Here is a 24,752-nt window from a genome sequence, read left to right as displayed (position 1 = left end):
CACCTGTTTTGACCACAAAAGTACCTTTAACATGGCTCGTTACGATTTCCCTGATGATGCATGGGCGATAATTTCTCCCATGTTGCCTGCTGAAAGCGGGTCCTCCAAAGGTGGCCGTCCTTACTTCGCGCACAGACATGTCATGAATGGCATATTTTGGGTGCTTTGTTCCGGCGCTCCCTGGAGAGATTTGCCTGAACGTTACGGTCACTGGAAGACGGTTTATAACCGCTTTAACCGATGGTCTAAGGCTGGAATAATGAACAGTATTTTCAATAAATTACTCCAGATTCTGGATGAAAAAAAGTTGGTTGACTGGGATGTTATTGCACTTGATGGCAGTAATATCAGGGCCCTGAAAGCAGCGGCAGGTGCGAAAAAAAACATCCCGATGACATCAACGACCATGGGCTGGGTCGCTCTCGCGGCGGCTTTGGCACCAAAATCCATTTGGCGACAGACGGGACAGGATTGCCATTAAGCTTCTGCCTGAGTGGTGGACAAGCCCACGAGAGCCAGTATGCACAAGTTCTGCTCAACCGGGTCGGCATTATTCGTCAAAGTGGGTGCCTGAAATCCCGGGCAAAAGCAGTGCTGGCGGATAAAGGTTATTCAAGTAAAAAATTTCGTACTAGTTTGAAATTGAAGGGAATCAAGGCAGTTATTCCTTTTAAAAGTAATGAGAAAGCCAGCCGTGATGGACGCCGAAAACTGGATATCCACTTATATAAAAAGCGCAATGTAGTAGAACGTAGCTTTGCAGCATTGAAAGAAAACAGGCGAATCGCCACATGTTCGGAAAAAACAGCCAGAAACTACCTGAGCATGCTAAAACTGGGGGCGATCAGGTTATTTTTAAGGCGATTGTTAAGTTAAGGGACACAGCCTAGTGTTCCCCGCGCCAGCGGGGATTATAGTCGCAAGACAGCAGGGGGAGACGCGGATAGGGTTTATCATTCGCCTTTGCGGGCGGGCTTTGCTGATAGCCTGTTTTGAGACGTTTTTTTCTCCGCTTTCGCCAGTTCTTTAACCAACGGCAGCATAATCCTCATGACATCGCGGCTGCGCTGCGCAATTCGGCCCGGCAGCGCTTTATCAATATGCTGCTGGTTATCCAGTTGCACATTATGCCAACTGGTGCCATTCGGGAACGAACGGGATTTGGCGCGCTGCTGATAACCATCTTTTCTTCCTAACGACCAGTTAGTGGCTTCCACGGACAGCACCGGGATGCCCGCTTCATCAAACACGCTGGCATCGTTACAGCAACTGGTACCTTTTGGGTAGGCAGGATTCAAACCGGGATTGCTGAATGCGCTAATACCTTTACTGTGCGCGATAGCCAGCGCCCGGTCGCGGGTTAGCTTACGCACCGAAGCTGGCGTGTTGCGGCCACTATTAAAGTAGAGCTTATCACCCACCACCAGATTATCGAGATTAATCACCAACAGCGTGTTTTTCTTCTCCGCGTCGCTCATGCGTTTCAGCAGGTTTTGCGCGCCAAGACGGCCTTCCTCTTCGCCGCTGGTAGCGATAAAGCGAATACCGTAGCGAGTAGGGACATTTTTTAGCTTTTCGGCAAGTTCCAGCATTACGCCAATCCCCAGCGCATTATCATCGATACCCTGCAGCGTCAGGCCACCGAGGTTATTTTCGACATCGGCATCGCTCTGCGGCGCGTAGGTATCAAGGTGCGCCATGATGATAATCTGTTGGCGATCTTTACCCTCATGCGCGGCGATAACCGTGCTGCCGGTGGCGTTTTGCCAGTTTTGGCGTTTATCGTTGTCGGTGTAAATATAACGGGTATTAAAACGGCGAATATCGCTCTTATAACCCATATGCATGAACTGCTGACGCAAATAATCTGCTGACAGCATCTCGGCGGGCGAGCCGGTCATTCTTCCGGGGAAAAAAGTGGCGATATGACGAGCTTGTGCATTGGCGGTTTCACCCAGGGCGCTCATTGCCGGGGCGGCGAAGAAGACAAAACCTGCGCCTAACGCCAGAGGGAGAAGGCGATGGCACAATGCGGAAAACATAGTCGGTCCTTAAGCACATAAAACAATTTTTCCCGCGTAGTATGAAACTGTGACCGTCGTTAAACAATTTCAATTGCGCTTAAATGGCGGAAAAATCGCATGTTAAGCACTTTTTGATATTTGCTTTTCCAGCTCGTTATTCCTTTGAGTAACAACTCATTCCATTTCGTCATTTCATTTGCTCTGAACCGCACCCTATAGTCGCCCTATTGTGATTGTAAGAGAGTTTTTGTGTAGTGGATTACTTGCCCTTGTTCGCCGAATTGAAAGAAAGATCCGTACTGGTTATCGGCGGTGGCGAGGTTGCCGCTCGCAAAATTACGTTTCTGTTACGTGCGCAAGCGAAGGTCCGGATTATTGCGGAAGCGTTGATTCCGGAACTGGCCAAGAAGGTTGAGCGCCAGGAAATTCAGTGGCAAGCGAGCGCATTTGAAGAGCAGCAGCTTGATGACGTTTTCCTGGTGATTGCCGCGACTGAAGATGATGACCTGAACCAGCGCGTCGCCGCCGCGGCTAACGCGCGCTATCGGTTAGTCAACGTGGTTGATAACCAGGCGCTGTGCTCGTTTATATTTCCTTCAATTGTCGATCGTTCTCCGCTGCTGGTGGCTATCTCTTCCAGCGGGAAGGCGCCGGTGCTTTCCCGCATTCTGCGCGAAAAAATAGAGGCGTTGCTGCCGGGCAATCTGGGGCGGCTGGTCGAAACGGCGAGCAACTGGCGCCACCATATTAAAATCCATCTCAAAACCACCGCCGAACGCCGCCGCTTTTGGGAGCGCGTGTTTACCGGCCGCTTTGCCAGCCTGATGCTGGCAGGCAACGAAGCCGAGGCGAAAAAGGTGCTGGAAGACGAACTCAGGCAGCCGGGAAAGCGCACCGGTGAAATTATTCTTGTCGGGGCAGGACCGGGCGATGCCGGGCTGCTGACCCTGCGCGGCCTGCAGGCTATTCAGCAGGCGGATGTGGTGTTTTATGACCATCTGGTTACTCCGGAGGTGCGTGAGCTGGTACGCCGCGACGCCGAGACGATCTGCGTTGGTAAAAGCGCGTCTGGTGTTTCCGTACCGCAGCAGGAGATCAACCGAATGCTGGTGGCGGCGGCAAAAGAGGGCAAAACGGTAATACGCCTGAAGGGCGGCGACCCGTTTATTTTCGGTCGCGGCGGTGAAGAACTACAGGCTGCGGCGGCTGCGGGTGTCCCGTTTCAGGTTGTTCCTGGCGTTACGGCCGCGGCGGGGGCGACGGCGTATGCCGGTATTCCGCTCACTCATCGGGATTATGCCCAGAGCACCACTTTTATTACCGGTCACGATAGTGCGGAAAACGCCTCACTCGACTGGGCACGACTGGCGCAAAGCGGCCAGACCCTGGCGATTTACATGGGCAGTCTGAAAGCGGCGCAAATCAGCGCGCATCTGATCGCCCATGGTCGCGATCGCAATACCCCGGTAGCGGTGATCTCTCGCGGAACTCGCGCCGATCAGCAAACGAAGATCGGCATATTACAACAACTGGAACAGCTGGCGGAAGACGCTCCGATTCCCGCTCTGCTGGTGGTGGGCGAAGTGGTGCAATTACATCAACAGCTCGCCTGGTTTCAACACGCAACGACGGCAGAAGGGTTTAACTCTTCTGTGGTAAATCTGGCTTAGTCCCGGCGCGACAGGCTATTTTATTTGCCATTTTGGCTCCGGGCAGTGCTCGTAATCCTCACGTACTTTTGTACGCTCCGGTTGCTGTGCGCTGTCCGTAACCAAACTGGCTGCAACAATAACGCCTGTTGCACCAGGCCTTATAAGGAACGGTTATGGACCAAAAACGACTCACTCACCTGCGGCAACTGGAGGCGGAAAGCATCCATATCATTCGCGAGGTGGCCGCCGAATTCTCTAACCCGGTGATGATGTACTCCATCGGTAAAGACTCCAGCGTAATGCTGCATCTGGCGCGTAAAGCGTTTTATCCCGGAACCCTGCCATTCCCGCTGCTGCATGTTGATACGGGCTGGAAATTTCGCGAAATGTACGAGTTCCGTGACCGTACCGCGAAAGCCTACGGCTGCGAGCTGCTGGTGCATAAAAACCCGGAAGGGGTGGCGATGGGGATTAACCCGTTCGTTCACGGCAGCGCCAAGCATACCGATATCATGAAAACCGAAGGGCTCAAGCAGGCGCTGAATAAATACGGCTTTGATGCGGCGTTCGGCGGCGCGCGCCGCGATGAAGAGAAATCCCGCGCAAAAGAACGAATCTACTCTTTCCGCGATCGCTTCCACCGCTGGGACCCGAAAAATCAGCGCCCGGAACTGTGGCACAACTATAACGGCCAGATTAACAAAGGCGAAAGCATCCGCGTCTTCCCGCTCTCCAACTGGACCGAGCTGGATATCTGGCAGTACATCTATCTGGAAAACATTGAAATCGTTCCGCTGTATCTGGCGGCAGAACGCCCGGTGCTGGAGCGTGACGGCATGCTGATGATGATCGACGATGATCGGATTGATTTGCAGCCTGGGGAGATGATCAAAAAACAGATGGTGCGCTTCCGTACCCTCGGCTGTTGGCCGCTGACCGGCGCGGTGGAGTCTAATGCGCAAACGCTGCCGGAGATCATCGAAGAGATGCTGGTCTCTACCACCAGCGAACGACAGGGGCGCGTGATTGACCGCGACCAGGCAGGCTCTATGGAGCTGAAGAAACGTCAGGGTTATTTCTAAGGAGCCGCCATGAATACCACTATTGCACAACAAATTGCCGATGAAGGCGGCGTAGAAGCCTATCTGCACGCTCAGCAGCACAAAAGCCTGCTGCGTTTTCTGACCTGCGGCAGCGTTGATGATGGTAAAAGCACCCTGATTGGCCGACTGCTGCACGATACCCGACAGATTTATGAAGATCAGCTGTCATCGCTGCATAATGACAGCAAGCGTCACGGTACTCAGGGCGAAAAACTGGATCTGGCGTTGCTGGTGGACGGTCTGCAGGCGGAGCGTGAGCAGGGCATCACTATCGACGTGGCTTACCGTTATTTCTCTACCGAGAAACGTAAATTTATTATCGCCGATACGCCCGGGCACGAGCAGTACACCCGTAACATGGCGACCGGCGCGTCAACCTGCGAGCTGGCAATCCTGCTGATCGATGCCCGTAAAGGGGTGCTGGACCAAACCCGCCGTCACAGTTTTATCTCCACGCTGCTGGGGATCAAGCACCTGGTGGTGGCGGTGAACAAAATGGATCTTGTCGATTTTAGTGAAGAGATCTTTAACACCATCCGCGAAGAGTATCTGACCTTCGCTGAGCAACTGTCGGGCAACCCGGATATTCGTTTTGTGCCGCTGTCGGCGCTGGAAGGGGACAACGTCGCCAACCAGAGCGATAACATGCCGTGGTACAGCGGTCCGACGCTGCTGGAAGTGCTGGAAACCGTCGAGATTCAGCGAGTGGTGGAAAGTCAGCCGCTGCGTTTCCCGGTGCAGTACGTCAACCGCCCGAACCTCGATTTTCGCGGTTTTTCCGGTACGGTTGCGTCCGGCAACGTGACGGTCGGACAGCGCCTGAAGGTGCTGCCATCGGGCGTGGAATCTCGTGTCGCGCGCATTGTCACCTTTGATGGCGACCTGGAGCAGGCCGGAGCCGGGGAAGCGATTACTATCGTGCTGGAAGATGAGATTGATATTAGCCGCGGCGATCTTCTGGTGGATGCGTCGGTATCCCTGCCTGCGGTACAAAGCGCCAGCATTGATGTGGTGTGGATGGCGGAACAAGCGCTGGCTCCGGGTCAGAGCTATGACATTAAAATCGCCGGTAAGAAAACCCGCGCCCGTGTTGATAGGCTCCGCTATCAGGTTAACATCAACAACCTGACGCAGCATGATGTCGAATCGCTGCCGCTGAACGGGATTGGTCTGGTGGATCTGACCTTCGACGAACCAATGGTGCTGGATAAATATCAGGATAATCCGGTGACCGGCGGGCTGATCTTTATTGATCGTCTCTCTAACGTTACCGTGGGCGCAGGCCTGGTGCGTGAAACGCATGCACAGGCGCCGACGGCTGCGTCGCAATACAGTGCGTTTGAGCTTGAACTGAATCAACTGATTCGCAAGCACTTCCCGCACTGGGATGCGCGCGACTTGCTGGGGGGCAAGTAATGGCCGGGCATGATGAAAATATCGTCTGGCATGCTCATGCGATAACGCGGGAAGATCGTGAAGCGCTGCATGGGCATAAGGGGGCGGTGGTCTGGTTTACGGGACTTTCCGGTTCAGGAAAATCAACGGTTGCTGGCGCGCTGGAAGAGGCGCTTCACAAACTGGGGGTCAGCACCTGGTTGCTTGATGGTGACAACGTGCGCCACGGTTTGTGCAGCGATCTTGGATTCAGCGATGATGACCGCAGAGAAAATATTCGCCGCGTGGGCGAAGTGGCGAAGCTCATGGTTGAGGCCGGCCTGGTCGTCCTGACGGCATTTATTTCTCCGCATCGCGCGGAGCGGCAAATGGTGCGCGAGCGCTTAGGCGAAGGGCGTTTTATCGAGGTTTTTGTCGACACGCCATTGGCCATCTGCGAAGCGCGGGACCCGAAAGGCTTGTACAAGAAGGCGCGGGCCGGACAATTGCGTAACTTTACCGGTATTGATTCAGTGTATGAATCTCCGGAGCAGGAAGACGTTCATCTCGACGGTCAACAATTGGTAACAAATTTGGTGCACCAACTATTAGACCTGCTCCGGGAGCGCGATATTATCAGATCCTGAAACGGCAGCGGCATCATTGATGGGTGCCGGTCGCCAGGTCAACAGGATTTATTATGCGCAATACCCAGAACATCAGTATTATTCGTTCAGAGCCGCCACCGGCAGTCAACGATGAGACCAACTGGTCTCTATCGGGGGCCGCCGTGGGGTTTATTTCATGGCTGCTCGCACTGGGTATTCCCTTCCTGATTTATGGCAGTAACACGCTTTTTTTTCTCCTCTACACCTGGCCGTTCTTTCTGGCGTTAATGCCGGTTGCCGTCGTGGTCGGCATCGCGCTGCATTCACTGCTGAACGGTAAACTTCAGTACAGCGTCTGTGCGACGTTGTTAACCGTCGGCCTGCTGTTCGGCCTGCTGTTCCTCTGGTTACTGGGTTAGTCCATTTTTCGAATGAATCTGGCCTGGGTATCAACGGTAAAAATGTGGTACAGTCCCCGCGTTACGCGGCGTCGTCCGCGCGCCCGGGTAGAGTACTCGCGCGAGTTATGGGATGATGATGCCGTTTTTCAGGGGGCAGAATGGGTAAATTAACGCTGCTATTATTGGCTTTGCTGGTCTGGCTTCAGTACTCGCTGTGGTTCGGCAAAAATGGTCTGCATGACTATAGCCGGGTTAATGACGATGTCTCCGCGCAGCAGGCAACTAACGCTAAATTAAAGGCTCGCAACGATCAGTTGTTCGCCGAAATTGACGATCTCAACGGCGGTCTGGAAGCGATCGAAGAGCGTGCGCGCAATGAACTCAGTATGACCCGCCCGGGCGAAACGTTTTATCGTCTGGTACCGGATGCGTCAAAACGCAACCAGGCGTCGGGGCAACAGCAGAATAATCGATAAACAGGCCCAGGATTACAACATGGCAGCCACTTTTCCGGGCGTTTGCGCCGTGGTGCCGGCAGCCGGTTTTGGCCGCCGCATGCAAACGGAATGCCCTAAACAATATCTCTCAATCGGTAACAAAACGATTCTCGAACACGCGGTCGCCGCGCTGTTGGCAAACCCGCGTATACGGCGGGTGGTTATTGCCGTCAGCCCTGGCGATGTGCGCTTTAGCCAATTACCGTTGGCCAATCATCCACAAATTACCGTTGTTGATGGCGGTACGGAACGTGCGGATTCCGTCCTCGCGGGCCTGCAGGCGCTTGTCGAGGCCGACTGGGTGCTGGTGCATGATGCCGCGCGTCCCTGCCTGCATCAGGACGATCTCAGCCGCCTGCTGCAACTCTGTGAAACCAGCCGCACGGGCGGCATTCTGGCTGCGCCGGTTCGCGATACCATGAAACGTGCGGAGCCGGGAAAGTCGTCTATTGCCCACACGGTTGAACGCAACGATTTATGGCATGCGCTGACGCCGCAATTTTTTCCTCGCGAACTGCTTGTCGATTGCCTGACGCGCGCGCTTAATGAAGGGGCGATCATTACCGATGAAGCCTCGGCGCTGGAGTACTGCGGCTTCCATCCTGAACTGGTTGCCGGGCGCGCAGATAATATTAAAGTAACGCGCCCGGAAGACCTGGCGCTGGCTGAATTTTACCTTACCCGTTCCCGACACCAGGAGAAGGCTTAATGCGAATTGGACACGGTTTTGACGTACACGCTTTTGGCGGTGAAGGCCCAATCATTATCGGTGGCGTGCGTGTACCTTATGAAAAGGGGCTGCTGGCGCATTCTGATGGCGATGTCGCGTTACACGCGCTGACCGACGCGCTGTTGGGCGCGGCGGCGCTGGGGGACATCGGTAAGCTGTTCCCCGACACCGATCCGGCCTTTAAAGGCGCCGATAGCCGTGAGCTGCTGCGCGAGGCGTGGCGCCGGATTCAGGCAAAAGGTTATACCCTCGGCAACGTAGACGTCACCATCATCGCTCAGGCGCCGAAAATGTTGCCGCATATTCCGCAGATGCGCGTTTTTATTGCGGAAGATCTCGGCTGCCATATGGATGATGTTAACGTCAAAGCGACGACTACCGAAAAGCTGGGCTTTACCGGGCGTGGCGAGGGCATCGCCTGCGAAGCGGTGGCGCTGCTGCATAAGGCGGAGAAATGATAGCGTTTGACGAACTCACTTATCTGCACGGTAAACCGCTTAGCCAGGGGCTGTTGAAAGCGAACCCGGAAGATTTTGTCGTGGTTGAGGATCTCGGCTTTGCGCCTGACGGTGAAGGCGAGCATGTGCTGGTGAGGATTCTGAAAAACGGCTGTAATACGCGTTTTGTTGCTGATGCGCTGGCGAAGTTCCTTAAAATTCATGCACGTGAAGTGAGTTTTGCCGGGCAAAAAGACAAATATGCGGTCACTGAACAGTGGCTGTGCGCCAGAGTGCCGGGGAAAGCGATGCCGGATCTGAGCAAATTTCAGCTTGAAGGCTGCAAGGTACTGGAGTACGCGCGACATAAACGTAAACTGCGGCTCGGGGCGCTAAAAGGCAACCAGTTCACTCTGGTGCTGCGCGAAATCAGTGCGCGTGACGATGTCGAAAGGCGTTTACAGGCGATTGCCGAACGCGGCGTACCGAACTATTTCGGCGCCCAGCGCTTTGGTATCGGCGGCAGTAACCTGCTGGGGGCTCTGCGCTGGGCCGAGAGCGGCGCGTCGGTGCGCGATCGCAATAAACGCAGTTTTTGGTTGTCGGCGGCCCGCAGCACATTGTTTAATCAACAGGTTGGTATTAGATTAAAAAAAACGGAATTTAATCAGGTTGTTGATGGCGATGCGCTACAATTAGCGGGGCGCGGAAGCTGGTTTGTCGCGACTGCGGAAGAACGGGCGCAACTCCAGGCGCGCGTGGACAGCCGTGAGCTGATGATTACCGCGGCGCTTCCGGGGAGCGGTGACTGGGGGAGCCAGCGGGATGCGCTGGCCGCTGAACGGGCGGCGGTGGCCGAAGAGACGCAATTACAAATGCTGCTGGTGCGTGAAAAAGTGGAGGCGGCCCGCCGGGCAATGCTGCTTTATCCGCAGCAGATGCGCTGGAACTGGTGGGATGACGTTACCGTTGAACTGCGTTTCTGGCTGCCTGCGGGCAGCTTCGCCACCAGTGTGGTAAGGGAGCTTATCAATACAACGGGTGACTATGCGAATATTGCTGAGTAACGACGACGGGATTCATGCGCCGGGCATTCAGGCCCTGGCAAAGGCCTTACGGGAATTCGCTGAGGTTCAGATAGTTGCACCCGATCGTAACCGCAGTGGCGCGTCGAATTCCCTGACTCTGGAGTCCTCGCTACGCACTTTTACCTTTGACAATGGCGATATCGCTGTGCAGATGGGCACGCCAACGGACTGCGTTTACCTTGGCGTAAATGCTCTGATGCGGCCGCGTCCGGATATTGTCGTCTCGGGCATTAACGCCGGGCCTAACCTCGGTGATGATGTGATCTATTCCGGTACCGTGGCCGCTGCGATGGAAGGCCGTCATCTCGGCTTTCCGGCGCTGGCCGTTTCGCTAAACGGCTATCAGCATTATGACACCGCAGCCGCGGTCACCTGTTCGATTCTGCGGGCGTTAAGGCGGGAGCCGCTGCGTACTGGTCGTATTCTTAATATCAACGTACCGGATTTGCCCCTTGAGCAGATCAAAGGTATTCGCGTCACCCGCTGCGGCAGCCGTCATCCCGCCGACCAGGTGATCCCGCAAAAAGATCCGCGCGGCAACACGTTGTACTGGATTGGCCCGCCGGGCGAAAAGTACGATGCCGGGCCGGATACCGATTTTGCCGCAGTAGATGAAGGCTATGTTTCTGTCACGCCGCTGCATGTTGATTTAACGGCCCACAGCGCGCATGAGGTGGTTAGCGGTTGGCTGGATCGCGTCGGGGTTGATACACAATGGTAAGCAAACGTGTTGAAAGTCTTCTCAATCAGCTTCGCGCTCAGGGCATTGCCGATGAGCGCGTGCTGGACGCTATCGCGCAAGTACCGCGCGAAAAGTTCGTTGATGAAGCCTTTGAACATAAAGCGTGGGAAAACACGGCGCTGCCAATAGGGCAGGGGCAAACTATTTCGCAACCCTATATGGTGGCGCGAATGACGGCGCTTCTGGCGCTGACGCCGGAATCACGGGTGCTGGAAATTGGCACCGGTTCTGGCTATCAGACGGCGATTCTGGCGCATCTGGTGCACCATGTTTGCTCGGTTGAGCGGATTAAGAGTTTACAGTGGCACGCCCGCCGTCGCCTGAAACAACTTGATTTACATAATGTTTCAACCCGTCACGGTGATGGATGGCAGGGTTGGCAGGCACGCGCGCCGTTTGACGCGATTATCGTCACTGCTGCGCCGCCAGAAATTCCGTCCGCACTGCTGGCGCAACTGGATGATGGCGGCGTGCTGGTGCTGCCGGTAGGCGAAGCGCATCAGTTTCTGAAGCGGGTCCGTCGCCGCGGCAACGAATTTATGATTGATACTGTCGAAGCGGTGCGTTTTGTTCCTCTCGTTAAAGGGGAATTGGCCTGAACCCGGATTATTCCAGGTTTTTTTGCTCGTATTTAGGCATAGTGTGGGCGCATTTTTCGTGTCCTGGCCGGGCGCGGTCCGGTGAGTAAGAGATTGGCAGTTAACATATTCCTGGGGGGATAAATGAGCGCGGGAAGCCCAAAATTTACCTTAAGCCGCATTGCGGCTTTATCACTGGTGTCACTCTGGCTGGCGGGTTGTAGCAGCGCTAATCGTTCTCCTGCGCCGGTTAGTTCGGTTGGCGGCGCTTCGTCTTCCAGCACTAATTCCGGAATGCTGATTACCCCGCCATCAAAAAGCGGTTCTGCCATTGTTCCACAGGCGCGCCCGGTACAGACGCAGTCGACCCGGATTCAGCCGATGGCACAGGAGCCGGTGCAGACGGTGAACGGCCGGATTGTTTACAACCGCAAATATGGCGATATTCCGAAAGGTAGCTACACCGGCGGTAGCACCTATACCGTTAAACGCGGCGATACATTGTTCTATATTGCGTGGGTTACCGGAAACGATTTCCGCGACCTGGCGCAGCGCAATAATATCCCGGCACCGTATAGTTTGAGCGTTGGTCAGACGCTACAGGTCGGCAATGCTTCAGGCCAGCCGATCACCGGCGATAACGCCGTCGCCCAGGCCAGCGCGAAGGCCAGCGGCGGTGGGATGCTGACTACAAAATCTGCACAAAATTCCACCGGAGTGGTTGCGTCGCAGCCAACTATTACGTATTCTGAATCCTCAGGTGAACAGAGTGCTAATAAGATGTTGCCGAATAACCGGCCTGCGACGACGACCGTCGCGCCAGTAACGGCACCGACTGCCAGTACAACGCAATCGACTGCAAGCAGTATGTCAACCAGTTCGCCGATCTCTTCATGGCGCTGGCCGACTGAGGGCAAGATTATCGAGAACTTTAGTGGAGCCGAAGGCGGAAACAAAGGTATCGATATTGCAGGCAGTAAAGGGCAGGCTATTGTCGCGACCGCAGATGGGCGCGTCGTCTATGCCGGTAACGCACTGCGCGGTTACGGTAATCTTATTATCATCAAACACAACGATGATTACCTGAGTGCCTACGCTCACAACGATACTATGCTGGTCCGGGAACAACAGGACGTTAAAGCGGGGCAGAAAATCGCTACCATGGGTAGCACCGGAACCAGCTCAACAAGATTACATTTTGAAATTCGTTACAAGGGGAAATCCGTCAACCCGCTGCAGTACTTGCCGCAGCGATAATTTGGCAAAGTACGGATACGTTCAGCATCTGTAAAAGGCGCCAGGGCGGTCGCGAGTGCCCTTTTTACCTGGGTACTTCAGGGTATCGTCCGGGCGTCGTTTGAATGATGTTTAGCGAAGGTACTTTGCTCAGGGATCACGGGTAGGAGCCATCTTTATGAGTCAGAATACGCTGAAAGTTCATGATTTAAATGAAGACGCGGAATTTGATGAGAACGGAGTCGAGGTTTTTGACGAGAAAGCCTTGGTTGAAGAGGAACCCAGTGATAGCGATCTGGCCGAGGAAGAGCTTCTTGCGCAAGGGGCCACCCAACGGGTGCTTGATGCGACGCAGCTCTATCTGGGTGAGATTGGTTATTCCCCACTGTTGACGGCTGAAGAAGAGGTTTATTTTGCCCGTCGAGCACTGCGTGGTGATGTTGCATCACGCCGCCGGATGATTGAAAGTAATTTGCGTCTGGTCGTTAAGATAGCCCGTCGTTACGGTAATCGCGGTCTGGCCCTGCTGGATCTGATCGAAGAAGGTAATCTGGGGCTGATTCGCGCCGTTGAAAAATTTGACCCGGAACGTGGGTTTCGTTTTTCAACTTATGCGACATGGTGGATTCGTCAGACGATTGAACGGGCGATTATGAACCAAACCCGTACCATTCGTTTACCCATTCATATCGTCAAAGAGCTGAACGTCTATCTGCGTACCGCCCGTGAATTGTCCCATAAGCTGGACCACGAACCGAGTGCGGAAGAGATAGCCGAACAACTGGATAAACCGGTTGATGACGTGAGCCGTATGCTGCGTCTGAACGAGCGCATAACCTCGGTGGATACGCCGCTGGGTGGCGATTCGGAAAAAGCGCTGCTGGATATTCTGGCCGATGAGAAAGACAACGGTCCGGAAGACACCACGCAGGACGATGATATGAAACAGAGCATCGTCAAATGGCTGTTTGAACTGAACGCCAAGCAGCGTGAGGTGCTGGCACGTCGCTTTGGTTTGCTGGGTTATGAAGCCGCGACGCTGGAAGATGTTGGCCGTGAAATTGGCCTGACCCGCGAACGCGTGCGCCAAATCCAGGTTGAAGGCCTGCGCCGTCTGCGGGAGATCCTGCAGGGGCAGGGGCTGAACATCGAAGCGCTTTTCCGCGAGTAAGATACCTTTCTTAAAAAAGGCTCAATCATGTGATTGGGCCTTTTTCTTTTTTGTCGATCTGGTCGCACGCATTCATCTGCTCTTTCGTCATCATTTTTTGAATGAGGCTGGAGAACAGCAGACGTTCTTCCTTGCTTAGCCGATCCAGAAACGCTTCATCAACGCCATTACCCAGCGGTATTGAGTTTGCCAGCAGCGCTTCACCTTCTGCCGTTAAATAGACAAACCGGCGGCGTTTATCCATCGGATCCTGTTCGCGACGAACCAGCCCGCGGCTCTCCATACGGCTCAGCATTTCTGCCAGCGTCGCCTTAGTGCTTACCGCTGCTTCCGTTAACGTCACCTGTTCAATACCTGGCTGCTCCGCGATTGAACGCATCACCGCATATTGCGGTTTGGTGAGGTCAGGCAGGGCCTGCTGCCAGCGGGCGGTGTGCTGCTGAAAAAGCTGGCGTAACAGATGGAATGCTTCGTTTCTTAACTCCATGACCACTCCGTAATAAACCCGTTAGTTCTATGATAGCCGTTCGGCGGGGCTTTTAGTTGTATTTCCTGTATTGATTAAAAATGCGATCGTCCACAAAGCAACTTGCGTCGATATCCTGGCAAGCGTAGTTTTAATAAAAATGTTCGTATACGAACGATGTGTGAGGTAACGATGAAACTGATTGTCGGGATGACGGGGGCGACGGGGGCGCCGTTGGGGGTGGCATTGCTCAGGGCGCTTCGTGAAATGCCGGAAGTGGAAACGCATCTGGTGATGTCAAAGTGGGCCAAAACCACCATCGCTCTGGAAACGTCCTGGAACGTTCGCCAGGTCGCAGAGCTGGCCGATTTCTCACATAGCCCGGCAGACCAGGCCGCGGTCATCTCATCAGGTTCATTTCGTTGCGACGGGATGATTATTATCCCCTGCAGCATGAAAACGCTGGCCGGTATTCGTGCCGGTTATGCCGAGGGACTGGTTGGGCGCGCGGCGGATGTGATGTTGAAAGAGGGGCGTAAGCTGGTGCTGGTACCGCGAGAAATGCCATTGAGCACTATCCATCTGGAAAACATGCTGGCGCTGTCACGCATGGGAGTGGCGATGGTGCCGCCGATGCCCGCTTATTACAACCATCCTGAAACCATTGAGGACGTTACAGACCATATTGTCACGCGGGTGCTGGATCAGTTCGGACTGGAGTATCACAAAGCGCGCCGCTGGCAAGGGTTACGGGCGGTAGAGAAGTTTTCACAGGAGAATGAATAATGGCTTTTGATGATTTACGCAGCTTTTTGCAGGCGCTGGACGAGCAGGGGCAACTGCTGAAAATTAGCGAAGAAGTTAACGCGGAGCCGGATCTGGCCGCCGCGGCGAACGCCACCGGGCGAATTGGCGATGGCGCTCCGGCCTTGTGGTTTGACAATATCCGCGGCTTCACCGATGCCCGCGTGACGATGAATACCATCGGTTCCTGGCAGAATCACGCAATCTCACTGGGATTACCGCCGAATACACCGGTGAAAAAGCAGATTGACGAGTTTATTCGCCGCTGGGACACATTCCCGGTGACGCCGGAGCGTCGGCCGAACCCGGCCTGGGCGGAAAACAGTGCTGACGGCGAGGACATTAACCTGTTTGATATTCTGCCTCTGTTCCGTCTGAACGATGGCGATGGCGGTTTTTATCTCGATAAAGCCTGCGTGGTTTCACGCGATCCGCTCGACCCGGACCACTTTGGTAAACAGAACGTCGGCATCTACCGCATGGAAGTGAAGGGGAAGCGTAAGCTGGGTCTGCAGCCGGTACCGATGCACGATATCGCCCTGCATCTGCACAAAGCGGAAGAGCGTGGCGAAGATCTGCCGATTGCTATTACGCTCGGTAACGATCCGATCATCACTCTGATGGGCGCCACGCCGCTGAAATACGATCAGTCGGAATATGAAATGGCGGGCGCGCTGCGCGAAAGCCCGTATCCAATCGCCACCGCGCCGTTGACTGGCTTTGATGTGCCGTGGGGGTCAGAAGTGATCCTTGAAGGGGTGATCGAAAGCCGTAAGCGTGAAATTGAAGGGCCGTTTGGCGAGTTTACCGGCCACTATTCTGGTGGGCGCAATATGACGGTAGTGCGCATCGACAAAGTGTCTTATCGAACTAAACCGATTTTTGAATCGCTCTACCTGGGGATGCCGTGGACTGAAATTGACTACCTGATGGGGCCAGCGACCTGTGTGCCGCTGTATCAGCAGTTGAAAGCGGAATTCCCGGAAGTGCAGGCGGTTAACGCCATGTATACCCACGGTCTGCTGGCGATTATCTCGACCAAAAAACGCTACGGTGGATTTGCCCGCGCGGTCGGCCTGCGGGCAATGACTACGCCTCACGGTTTGGGGTATGTGAAGATGGTGATTATGGTTGATGAGGATGTCGATCCGTTTAACCTGCCGCAGGTGATGTGGGCGCTGTCATCGAAAGTTAATCCGGCAGGAGACCTGGTACAGTTGCCGAATATGTCGGTGCTGGAGCTTGATCCGGGCTCAAGCCCGGCGGGGATCACCGACAAGCTGATCATTGACGCGACGACGCCGGTTGCGCCGGATAATCGTGGTCACTATAGCCAGCCGGTACGTGACTTACCGGAAACCAAAGCCTGGGCTGAAAAGCTGACCGCCATGCTGGCCAACCGTAAATAAGGAGTTGCAGATGATTTGTCCACGTTGTGCTGATGAGCATATTGAAGTGATGGCGACCTCGCCGGTAAAAAATATCTGGACGGTATTCCAGTGCCAGCATTGTCTGTACACCTGGCGTGATACCGAACCGCTACGCCGTACCAGCCGCGAACATTATCCGGAAGCCTTCCGTATGACGCAGAAGGATATTGATGAGGCGCCGATGGTGCCGAGCATTCCCCCTTTGCTGGCGGAAGATAAGCGCTAAATAAACAAGCCGGATGGCGGCTAACGCCTTATCCGGCCTACACATTTTGATATTTTTAGCAGGCCCGGTAAGCGAAGCGCCACCGGGCATTTCTGATTTACACCAGACTTTTCAACCGGTAGATCCACTCCAGCGCCTGACGCGGCGTCAGAGAGTCCGGGTCGAGGTTCTCCAGCGCTTCAACGGCTGGCGAGGCTTCTTCCGCGACCGCCAGCAGTGACATCTGGGTCCCATCCACCTGTGTGGCGGCTGCGTTGGGTGAAATGCTTTCCAGCTCGCGCAGTTTCTGGCGCGCACGTTTAATTACCTCTTTCGGCACGCCAGCCAACGCGGCAACCGCCAGTCCGTAGCTCTTGCTTGCTGCCCCGTCCTGCACGCTGTGCATAAAGGCGATGGTATCGCCATGCTCCAGCGCGTCCAGATGCACATTCGCGACGCCTTCCATTTTCTCCGGTAACTGGGTTAACTCGAAGTAGTGAGTTGCGAACAGGGTCAGTGCCTTAATCTTATTCGCCAGACTCTCCGCACAGGCCCATGCCAGAGACAGGCCGTCATAGGTCGAGGTGCCGCGGCCAATTTCATCCATCAGCACCAGACTGTGTTCGGTGGCGTTATGCAGAATATTGGCGGTTTCGGTCATCTCCACCATAAAGGTTGAGCGACCGCTGGCCAGGTCATCCGCTGCGCCAACGCGAGTGAAGATACGATCAACAGGGCCGATTTCTACTTTCTCAGCCGGCACATAGCTGCCGATATAAGCCAGCAGCGCAATCAGTGCGGTTTGCCGCATATAGGTACTTTTCCCGCCCATATTCGGGCCGGTAATAATCAACATTCTTCGTTGTGGCGCGAGATGCAGCGGGTTGGCGATAAATGGCTCTTTCAGTACCTGCTCAACCACCGGGTGACGGCCTTCGCTGATACGAATACCGGGTTTATCGCTAAACGTAGGGCAGCAGTAGTTGAGCGTTTCCGCGCGCTCGGCGAGGTTCACCAGCACATCAAGCTCTGCCAGCGCGCTGGCGCTCTGTTGCAGGTCGCCAAGATGTGGCAGCAGTATATCGAACAGCTCGTCGTATAACTGCTTTTCCAGTGCCAGCGCTTTGCCTTTAGAGGTCAGAACCTTATCTTCATACTCTTTCAGCTCAGGAATAATGTAGCGTTCGGCGTTTTTCAGCGTCTGGCGGCGGGTATAGTTTATCGGGGCAAGATGGCTCTGCCCGCGGCTGATCTGGATGTAGTAGCCGTGTACCGCGTTAAACCCGACTTTCAGCGTGTCCAGACCCGTTCGCTCGCGTTCGCGGATTTCCAGTCGATCCAGATAGTCGGTCGCTCCGTCAGCCAGTGCGCGCCATTCATCCAGTTCTTCGTTGTAGCCAGGGGCAATAACACCGCCGTCACGCACCAGGACCGGTGGCGCCTCAATGATGGCGCGCTCAAGCAGTTCTCGCAGTTCGCTGAATTCGCCCATTTTTTCACGCAGCATTTGTACCGGGGCGCTGTTAACGGTTTCCAGTTGCGCGCGCAGTTCAGGAAGTTGCTGGAAAGCGTGGCGCATACGGGCGAGGTCCCGCGGCCGGGCGGTACGCAGGGCAAGGCGCGCCAGAATACGTTCCAGATCGCCTACCTGACGCAGCACTGGCTGTAATTCGCCAGTGAACTCCTGTAGCGCGCCGATAGTTTGCTGACGTTCGATCAGAATTTTAGTGTCGCGGACTGGCATATGCAGCCAGCGTTTAAGCATACGGCTGCCCATCGGCGTGACGGTGCAGTCGAGCACTGAAGCCAGCGTATTCTCCACACCGCCTGCCAGGTTCTGGGTGATCTCCAGATTACGGCGCGTGGCGGCATCCATAATGATGCTGTCCTGCTGACGTTCCATCGTAATGGAACGAATGTGCGGCAGGGAGGTGCGCTGGGTATCTTTGACATATTGCAACAGGCAACCTGCCGCGCACAGTCCGCGTGGCGCGTTCTCTACGCCAAAGCCAATCAGATCCCGCGTACCAAATTGCAGATTTAATTGCTGGCGAGCGGTGTCGATTTCAAATTCCCATAGCGGACGGCGGCGTAAACCACGGCGGCCGTCAATCAGCGACATTTCGGCAAAATCTTCGGCGTACAGCAGTTCTGCAGGATTAGTGCGTTGTAATTCTGCGGCCATTGTTTCCCGGTCAGGCGGTTCGCTCAGACGAAAACGCCCGGAACTGATATCCAGCGTAGCGTAGCCGTAGCCTTTGCTGTCCTGCCAGATGGCGGCCAGCAGATTGTCCTGGCGTTCCTGCAACAGCGCTTCATCGCTGATGGTGCCAGGCGTAACGATGCGCACGACCTTGCGCTCTACCGGGCCTTTGCTGGTAGCTGGGTCGCCAATCTGTTCGCAGATGGCGACGGATTCGCCCTGATTGACTAATTTGGCAAGGTAGTTTTCTACCGCATGATGTGGGATACCCGCCATTGGAATCGGTTCACCAGCAGATGCACCGCGTTTGGTCAACGAGATATCGAGTAATTGTGAGGCACGGCGCGCATCATCGTAAAACAGTTCGTAAAAATCGCCCATGCGGTAGAACAACAGAATCTCCGGGTGCTGGGCTTTCAGCTTGAGATACTGCTGCATCATGGGTGTGTGGGCAGATATATCCTTGTCGATAGACTCTTGCATATTGATTTAACTCGTTTTTAAGTCTTTTGGCGCATCAAGAGGTCTCATATGAAACCGCTTTAAACCCATGTAAATCGATAAATTTGTATCACCGAAGTATACCGGAATCTGTCAGGCATACATTTTGCTTTACGGGCATACATCTTATGGCAATGACACTCAATCAGCCGATGATAATCAACACGTTATCTATCGGCATAAAACCAGGCGGCAACCAGCAAGGGTGAGTCATCTGTTTATCCCGTCGTGAACGAAAACACTATATTATCACTGACAACTACCGCGATTCACTCGTTGGTTTCGGCGTTGACATTAGCGCTGCGAAAAGGCGTTATATCATCAACGCCGGGTGCCTTTGTCAGGCAAACGACCAGCAACCGGTGGCAAGGTAGCGGTAAGAGAGAGTATCAGATCGACAATGGGTAATGTCTCAAATTTTGCCACTCTTGATCAGGCATACGAGACGACTCGTAAATTCGTATAAACGATTAAAGTTGAGCAAAAGAAATCGCCATGTGATTAAACGGAAGGCGGATACTGCTGAAATTACGGTTAGTGAAGTTTTGTGCAATACAGAAGCCATCTTCTGGGCAGAGTTAAACCTGCAACGTCTCTCCTCCGCGTTATCAGGCTTGAACGCAGACCCATTATGTCCTGCGCCCTCGGCCTTGATGATAGGCTTTGGGCACAATGACGATACCGAGACCCGTTACGGGACACCGCCCGGTAATATCTTGCTCAGCGATGTGATACCCTCTGAACAAATACGTTCCGACGCACAGAACATCAGTATGCTCTGCGCAGTCGGAATCGGGCGTTCTGCACGTGAAAGCCTCCGCAATCAAGCTGTCTCTAACGGCATCGGCGGCTCAACTTTCAGATTTAGTTAACGCTTTTGCCAACGCATAGTAACCCTGTGATGCGCCCAGCAGTTGTTTCACTTCGATGTATTCATCGATCACATGAGCTAAGTTCTCCCGTGATGGCCCGAAGCCGAGCGTTGGGATATTTGCTTCACCGGCATAATGGCTGCCGTTAGTGCAGAAAGAATAGGTGGTCACCTCTGGCGTCAGACCGGATTCACGCAAAGCGGTCAGAGCGGTTTGCACCAACGGGCTGGCCTCATCCATGATCCAACCAGGGAAAAACCGCATCGCCTGAATCTGTTCACCAGTCCAGCACGTTTCCTCTCCCTCAGCAAAACTCACTTTCGCCTTAAAATGTGGGTTATGTTCGGCGCACTGATCGAGCAACATCTGCAATGGCGCAAGCACGGATGCCGGTGTTTCTCCGGTGAGCAGACGACGGTCTGCTGTGGCCCGGCAATAGTCAGGAACCACGGAAGCGCCAGGCCAGGGGGAGGATTTAATATCCGTTACTTCCAGGATCCCTTTACCTAACTGCGGGTGTTGTTCCACGGGTAGTTTTTGCAACGCATTCAGTAAAGTAGCCATGCTATAGACCGCATTGATGCCGGTTTCCGGGTTGGCGGAATGGGCAGGTTTACCGAAAGTTTCCAGTAAGATTTCTGCGCGCCCGCGCTGACCAATCTTCAGATTCAGCTCGGAGGCTTCGCCAATGATCACCACATCCGGCTTCACATTCTGGCTGATCAACCGGCTGGCGACACCTTCAAAACACTCTTCATGTACAACACAGGAGACGTACAGATTTCCGGCAAACTGCCGGTTGCTATCGTGGGCGAAATTGCTAATGGCGGTCAGCATGGCGGCAACTGCTCCTTTCATATCGGAAGTGCCACGACCATATATTTTGTCATCGATAATCTCCGCGGAATAGGGGGAGTATTGCCACTGAGCGGCATTTACCGGAACGGTATCAATATGCCCATCAAACAGAATATGTCTGCCCGGCAGATGGCCTTTCATCATCCCGATAATATTGCCGTAGCGATCAATGGTGATCTCGTCGTAGCCCAGTTCCGTCATAATAGTGTGAATTTCATCCACGACCACTTTTTCCTGCCCGGAGTAACTTTGTTTCTGGATTAAACGCTGGCAGCAGGTGATAACCGTATTTTGGCGTTGTTGATTCATTCTTGTTCTCGAAGGTTAGATGGTGACTACAAGGAAAGCGTATGCTGGCCGCCCCAGACAATGTTGCGATAGCCGGCTTTGTCGGTATCGCCTTCGGTGCTGATTAGCAGAACGCGGGCGTTGTGATCCAGATCGAGCATTTGTGCCATTGATGCATAGTCCGGCTGCATCAGTATCCCCAGCGCACCGGCGCTGACCGCACCGGATTCTCCGCTGGTAATGGGCATATCGCCCGGGCAGGGCGCGGCTAACATGCGCATTCCGAGTGCTGCGACCTCGTCTTCACAGGAGAGAAAGGCGTAGCTGTTATCGCGAAGAATGGGCCAGGCGATCGTATTGGCTTCGCCACAGGCGAGACCGGCCATAATAGTCTCCAGCGCGCCGCTGACGGCGACGGTTTGTCCGTCGTTGCGCTGGACTGAACGGTAAAGGCAATCTGCCTGACTGGATTCAACAATGATCACTCTGGGCGCTTGTTCGCCCCAGCGGGCAATGGCTGCCGCTTGAATAGCGCCAGCAAACGCGCCAACGCCAGCCTGAACAAAAAGATGGGTGGGCAATTCAGTGAGCTGTTCTGCGATTTCAGTAATCAGCGTGCTATAGCCCTGCATGATCCACAAGGGGATCGCTTCATAACCGGGCCAGGCCGTATCCTGCATGATAACCCAACCTGCTTCCTCCGCCTGCTTTGCGGTAAGACGTACGGCATCGTCATAGTTCATCGGTACAATCTGCGCTGCCGCACCTTCCGCGCGGATCGCCTGTAAGCGTTCGGTGGTGGTGCCGGCGGGCATGTTAATGACCGCTTTTTGTCCTGACAGGCGTGCCATCCACGCCACGCCGCGCCCGTGATTGCCGTCCGTCGTGGTCGCAAAGGTTTGAGTTAGCGAAGGCTGATGGCGCAACGCTGCTTGTAGCTGGGGGAAGGTGAGCGATTGCTCCGTTAGCTCCAGTTGCTGCGCAAGGTGATTCGCCATCGCCCAGGATGCCCCCAGCGCCTTGAAGGCATTGAGGCCAAAACGGTGCGACTCATCTTTCACTTGTATCGTTTTTACTCCCAGCGTACGGGCGAGCAGTGGAAGCGGTGTTAGTGGCGTTGGGCGATAACCGGGAATGGATTGATGGAACGCGATAACATTTTTCAACACTGATGGCGTGAAGGCCGACAGCACATCATTGGGCGCTGAACGTGATGAGTTAACGACCGCGCGAATCAGATCTGTCATTGTCTCTCTCCTGGGGATTGTGGTTAATTTGCGTGACGATATACGCGGCGTAAAAAATCGCGGGTCCGCTGCTGTTGCGGCGCAGTAAATATCTGTTCTGCGGTGCCTTCCTCGACCACCATGCCTTGATCCATAAACAGAACACGATCGCCAAATTCACGGGCGAACGCCATCTCATGCGTGACGACCAGCATCGTCATGCCCTCTTTAGCCAAATTGGTCATTACCGACAGCACCTCGTCAACCAGCTCAGGGTCAAGCGCGGAAGTCGGCTCGTCAAACAGCATGACATCAGGATTCATGGCGAGCGCCCGGGCAATGGCCGCGCGCTGTTGCTGGCCGCCAGAGAGTTCTTTGGGGTAGCTGTGCACTTTGTCGGCAAGGCCGACGCGATCCAACAGGCTTAGTGCTCGTTGGCGGGCTTCGGCAACGGGCATTTTTTTGACGATGACTGGTCCGGACATAACGTTTTCCAGTACGCTTTTATGGGGAAACAGATTAAAACGCTGGAACACCATACCGATGTTCTGGCGCAACTGGCGCAAGGAACGTTTATCTCTTACCTCGTGACCGTTGACGATAATATTCCCGCCCTGGATTGGTTCCAGATGGTTAATACAGCGGAGTACGGTGCTTTTTCCTGAACCGCTCGGCCCGATCAGTACGACTTTTTCACCGGGGGAAACCAGTAAGGAAAATTGTTTTAGCACTTCGTGATCGCCAAAGCGTTTTGTGACCTGATGCATTTCAAGCATATAATGATTCATGAACGGGCCATCCTTTTTTCCAGTCTGGCTGCCACAATCATGAAGACCGAGTTCATGATCAGGTACAGCACCGCGATAGTGGTATAAACTTCGAAGGAACGAAATGTTGATGAGTTAATGCGATCCGCCACATGAAAGAGTTCCGATATCGTGACTAAAGAGACGATAGAGGAGTTCTTAATGGTCATTATGAATTGATTAACCAGTGCCGGAATGCATAACTTAATGGCCTGCGGCGCAATGATATGCCAGAGCGCTTGTGGACCATTCATTCCTAACGATTCAGCCGCCTCCGCCTGGCCTTTATCTACGGCTAAAATAGAACCGCGGATGATTTCCGTGATATAGGAGCCGGTATATAACCCCAGTCCTATAATACCGGCACTCATACTACTCATGGGCAGACCAATACTCGGTAAACCAAAATAGAGAATAAAAAGCTGAACCATAAAAGGAGTACCACGAAAAAACCAGACATACAGGAATGCTAACAGGTTCAGAAATTTATTGGTGGACAGGCGACATAATGAACCAATAATTCCTGTGGTCACCCCCAGTAATAAAGCCAATAGGGATACTTCCAGAGTCATTAAACAGCCCTGAAGCAATAATGGCATTTTGCTTAATACAACTTCATAATTCAGCGTCATCATTAGGATTTACCCTGGAAAGAAAGTTACTGCCCAATAATCCACTTTTTATAGAGGCTTTCAGCTTCACCATTTGCTTTTTGTTCAGCGATTACCGCATTAATGATGGATAATAAGGAAGTGTTACCCTTCGCTACGGCAATACCCAGCGCTGCCTCAGTAAATGGTTTGCCAACAATTTTTACCTGTGGGAAGACTTTGTTCAGCTCAAGCTGATTTAATAAGTCGTTGATTGTTACATCAAGGCGGCCATTCGCGAGGTCCATGGTCTGCTGGGCAGTATCCTGATAGGTTTTAATCGTAAAGGGAATGTCCTTATTAAGCTGGTGCGCAATCTGTTCGCTCGTCGCACCGCTTTTTACCCCTACGGTTAGTCCTTTTAAAGATGCAGCATTTGTCACGGTCGTATTATCAGAACGGGTGACGAATACCATGCCTGTTTTTAAATAGGGCTGTGAAAAATCCGCCACTTTTTTTCGCGTGTCGGTGATGTACATGGCGGCAATAACCATATCGGCATGACCACTCTGTACCGATGGAATTAATGCGGTAAATTGCATATCTTCCACTTTTAGTTTGACACCGATTTTTTTTGCCACTGCTCTGGCAATATCAATGTCGTAACCAACTAATTGGTTGTTATCGTCATAATATTCGAAGGGTTTATAATTGCCAGTAGCGACAATCAGTGAGCCTCGTTGCTTTATTTTTGCCAGACCGTCATCAGCATTTGCCATTCGGGAGAGCATGGCCAGCAATATGAATGAAAAGGAGAACAGAAGAATCTTTTTAAGATGAAGCATAAAGTACCTCACAGTTT

The 24,752-nt window shown here is 53.7% G+C and carries 25 protein-coding genes; 17 read left to right on the top strand and 8 right to left on the bottom strand.

Annotated elements, in window-relative coordinates:
• The first annotated feature begins 31 nt into the window (after window positions 1-31).
• A protein-coding gene (locus FE839_RS05690; protein WP_138359866.1) for an IS5 family transposase occupies window positions 32-876 on the top strand; the annotation gives its coding sequence in 2 pieces (ribosomal slippage) (window positions 32-377 and window positions 377-876; 846 coding nt in all).
• Between the two features lie 77 nt (window positions 877-953).
• On the opposite strand, the gene FE839_RS05685 is transcribed toward FE839_RS05690, so the two are convergent.
• Window positions 954-2,042, bottom strand: a complete 1,089-nt coding sequence (locus FE839_RS05685; protein ID WP_138359865.1) for an aminopeptidase — start codon at window positions 2,040-2,042, stop codon at window positions 954-956.
• Between the two features lie 245 nt (window positions 2,043-2,287).
• Between FE839_RS05685 and cysG the strand changes: the two genes are divergently transcribed.
• The 13 genes from cysG (at window position 2,288) to rpoS (ending at window position 13,641) form a co-directional block, all read left to right on the top strand.
• Window positions 2,288-3,694, top strand: a complete 1,407-nt coding sequence (cysG, locus tag FE839_RS05680; RefSeq protein ID WP_171034827.1) for a siroheme synthase CysG — start codon at window positions 2,288-2,290, stop codon at window positions 3,692-3,694.
• A gap of 155 nt (window positions 3,695-3,849) precedes the next feature.
• The gene (gene cysD, locus FE839_RS05675) at window positions 3,850-4,758 is read left to right on the top strand and encodes a sulfate adenylyltransferase subunit CysD (RefSeq protein WP_015369979.1); all 909 of its coding nucleotides are present in this window, start codon (window positions 3,850-3,852) and stop codon (window positions 4,756-4,758) included.
• 9 nt (window positions 4,759-4,767) lie between these two features.
• On the top strand, window positions 4,768-6,195 hold the full coding sequence (gene cysN, locus FE839_RS05670; RefSeq protein ID WP_138359863.1) for a sulfate adenylyltransferase subunit CysN: 1,428 nt from the start codon (window positions 4,768-4,770) through the stop codon (window positions 6,193-6,195).
• Window positions 6,195-6,800: an adenylyl-sulfate kinase gene (gene cysC, locus FE839_RS05665; RefSeq protein ID WP_138359862.1), complete on the top strand. Its 606-nt coding sequence runs from the start codon at window positions 6,195-6,197 to the stop codon at window positions 6,798-6,800. Before cysN ends, cysC begins: the two co-directional genes overlap by 1 nt.
• 53 nt (window positions 6,801-6,853) lie before the next feature.
• Window positions 6,854-7,180 carry a DUF3561 family protein gene (locus FE839_RS05660; protein ID WP_138359861.1) on the top strand — a complete coding sequence of 109 codons (327 nt, stop codon included), beginning with the start codon at window positions 6,854-6,856 and terminating at the stop codon, window positions 7,178-7,180.
• Window positions 7,181-7,320: 140 nt separating this feature from the next.
• A complete protein-coding gene (gene ftsB / locus FE839_RS05655) occupies window positions 7,321-7,638 on the top strand; it encodes a cell division protein FtsB (protein WP_138359860.1) in 318 nt (105 codons plus the stop codon).
• Window positions 7,639-7,657: 19 nt separating this feature from the next.
• Window positions 7,658-8,368: a 2-C-methyl-D-erythritol 4-phosphate cytidylyltransferase gene (gene ispD / locus FE839_RS05650; protein WP_138359859.1), complete on the top strand. Its 711-nt coding sequence runs from the start codon at window positions 7,658-7,660 to the stop codon at window positions 8,366-8,368.
• The gene (gene ispF / locus FE839_RS05645; RefSeq protein ID WP_138359858.1) at window positions 8,368-8,847 is read left to right on the top strand and encodes a 2-C-methyl-D-erythritol 2,4-cyclodiphosphate synthase; all 480 of its coding nucleotides are present in this window, start codon (window positions 8,368-8,370) and stop codon (window positions 8,845-8,847) included. Before ispD ends, ispF begins: the two co-directional genes overlap by 1 nt.
• Entirely contained in the window at window positions 8,844-9,893 is a 1,050-nt protein-coding gene (gene truD, locus FE839_RS05640) for a tRNA pseudouridine(13) synthase TruD (RefSeq protein WP_138359857.1), read from the top strand. The genes ispF and truD overlap by 4 nt, the downstream gene beginning before the upstream one ends.
• A complete protein-coding gene (gene surE / locus FE839_RS05635) occupies window positions 9,874-10,635 on the top strand; it encodes a 5'/3'-nucleotidase SurE (protein ID WP_138359856.1) in 762 nt (253 codons plus the stop codon). Before truD ends, surE begins: the two co-directional genes overlap by 20 nt.
• Entirely contained in the window at window positions 10,629-11,255 is a 627-nt protein-coding gene (locus tag FE839_RS05630) for a protein-L-isoaspartate(D-aspartate) O-methyltransferase (protein ID WP_138359855.1), read from the top strand. Before surE ends, FE839_RS05630 begins: the two co-directional genes overlap by 7 nt.
• A gap of 123 nt (window positions 11,256-11,378) precedes the next feature.
• Window positions 11,379-12,491: a murein hydrolase activator NlpD gene (gene nlpD / locus FE839_RS05625; protein WP_138359854.1), complete on the top strand. Its 1,113-nt coding sequence runs from the start codon at window positions 11,379-11,381 to the stop codon at window positions 12,489-12,491.
• A gap of 157 nt (window positions 12,492-12,648) precedes the next feature.
• Window positions 12,649-13,641 (top strand): RNA polymerase sigma factor RpoS, encoded by a 993-nt coding sequence (gene rpoS, locus FE839_RS05620; RefSeq protein ID WP_138359853.1) that lies wholly within the window; start codon window positions 12,649-12,651, stop codon window positions 13,639-13,641.
• A gap of 25 nt (window positions 13,642-13,666) precedes the next feature.
• Here the strand turns inward: rpoS and FE839_RS05615 are convergent, their stop codons facing one another.
• A complete protein-coding gene (locus FE839_RS05615; protein WP_138359852.1) occupies window positions 13,667-14,128 on the bottom strand; it encodes a MarR family winged helix-turn-helix transcriptional regulator in 462 nt (153 codons plus the stop codon).
• A gap of 171 nt (window positions 14,129-14,299) precedes the next feature.
• On the opposite strand from FE839_RS05615, the gene FE839_RS05610 reads away from it, so the two are divergent.
• From FE839_RS05610 to FE839_RS05600, 3 genes are read left to right on the top strand one after another with little or no spacing between them, the layout of a single operon-like run.
• Window positions 14,300-14,893 carry a non-oxidative hydroxyarylic acid decarboxylases subunit B gene (locus FE839_RS05610; RefSeq protein ID WP_138359851.1) on the top strand — a complete coding sequence of 198 codons (594 nt, stop codon included), beginning with the start codon at window positions 14,300-14,302 and terminating at the stop codon, window positions 14,891-14,893.
• Window positions 14,893-16,320, top strand: coding sequence for a non-oxidative hydroxyarylic acid decarboxylases subunit C (locus FE839_RS05605; protein WP_138359850.1), 1,428 nt, complete (start codon window positions 14,893-14,895; stop codon window positions 16,318-16,320). Before FE839_RS05610 ends, FE839_RS05605 begins: the two co-directional genes overlap by 1 nt.
• Window positions 16,321-16,330: 10 nt before the next feature.
• Window positions 16,331-16,567 (top strand): non-oxidative hydroxyarylic acid decarboxylases subunit D, encoded by a 237-nt coding sequence (locus FE839_RS05600; RefSeq protein WP_138359849.1) that lies wholly within the window; start codon window positions 16,331-16,333, stop codon window positions 16,565-16,567.
• Window positions 16,568-16,664: 97 nt separating this feature from the next.
• On the opposite strand, the gene mutS is transcribed toward FE839_RS05600, so the two are convergent.
• The 6 genes from mutS to FE839_RS05570 all read right to left on the bottom strand — a co-directional run bounded on the left by mutS (window position 16,665) and on the right by FE839_RS05570 (window position 24,735).
• Window positions 16,665-19,232: a DNA mismatch repair protein MutS gene (gene mutS, locus FE839_RS05595; RefSeq protein WP_138359848.1), complete on the bottom strand. Its 2,568-nt coding sequence runs from the start codon at window positions 19,230-19,232 to the stop codon at window positions 16,665-16,667.
• Between the two features lie 869 nt (window positions 19,233-20,101).
• On the bottom strand, window positions 20,102-21,289 hold the full coding sequence (locus FE839_RS05590; protein WP_138359847.1) for a YgeY family selenium metabolism-linked hydrolase: 1,188 nt from the start codon (window positions 21,287-21,289) through the stop codon (window positions 20,102-20,104).
• A gap of 26 nt (window positions 21,290-21,315) precedes the next feature.
• On the bottom strand, window positions 21,316-22,515 hold the full coding sequence (locus tag FE839_RS05585; protein ID WP_138359846.1) for a diaminopropionate ammonia-lyase: 1,200 nt from the start codon (window positions 22,513-22,515) through the stop codon (window positions 21,316-21,318).
• Window positions 22,516-22,538: 23 nt separating this feature from the next.
• The gene (locus tag FE839_RS05580; RefSeq protein WP_138359875.1) at window positions 22,539-23,270 is read right to left on the bottom strand and encodes an amino acid ABC transporter ATP-binding protein; all 732 of its coding nucleotides are present in this window, start codon (window positions 23,268-23,270) and stop codon (window positions 22,539-22,541) included.
• Window positions 23,271-23,278: 8 nt separating this feature from the next.
• Window positions 23,279-23,935: an amino acid ABC transporter permease gene (locus FE839_RS05575; protein ID WP_206665966.1), complete on the bottom strand. Its 657-nt coding sequence runs from the start codon at window positions 23,933-23,935 to the stop codon at window positions 23,279-23,281.
• A 23-nt stretch (window positions 23,936-23,958) separates the two neighbouring features.
• Entirely contained in the window at window positions 23,959-24,735 is a 777-nt protein-coding gene (locus FE839_RS05570) for an ABC transporter substrate-binding protein (protein ID WP_138359845.1), read from the bottom strand.
• Window positions 24,736-24,752: the final 17 nt, after the last annotated feature.

This window comes from Klebsiella indica (assembly GCF_005860775.1).
Classification (GTDB): Bacteria; Pseudomonadota; Gammaproteobacteria; order Enterobacterales; family Enterobacteriaceae; genus Klebsiella; species Klebsiella indica.
This window is presented reverse-complemented; position numbering and strand designations above follow the sequence as displayed.